Source organism: Priestia sp. SIMBA_032 (assembly GCF_046535215.1).
Classification (GTDB): domain Bacteria; phylum Bacillota; class Bacilli; order Bacillales; family Bacillaceae_H; genus Priestia; species Priestia aryabhattai.
Genome location: NZ_JAWRXD010000901.1, coordinates 1 through 262 on the forward strand (window position 1 = coordinate 1; position 262 = coordinate 262).

Annotated in this window: 1 protein-coding gene; it reads left to right on the forward strand. The window is 41.6% G+C overall.

Annotation, left to right across the window (positions count from 1 at the left end; genetic code table 11):
• Positions 1–262 (forward strand): PhoH family protein (locus tag SB717_RS36930; protein WP_410908054.1); only part of this gene is annotated, 262 nt, incomplete at both ends.

The window sequence follows — 262 nt, forward strand, 5'->3', positions numbered from 1 at the left end:
TGCGCTTGGCATTGTGGATCACTTAGGTAAGAAGGTAAAGAAACTTATTTTTCACAATGAACAAGTGTGGGGGATACGACCACGAAACGTGCAGCAAATTATGGGATTAGAATTGTTGCTTCGTGAAGATATTCCGCTTGTAACATTAACGGGGAAAGCCGGCACAGGAAAAACGTTACTTGCGTTAGCTTCGGGACTTATGCAAACAGAAGACTTAGGGTTATATAAAAAATTACTCGTTGCAAGACCAATTGTCCCAGTC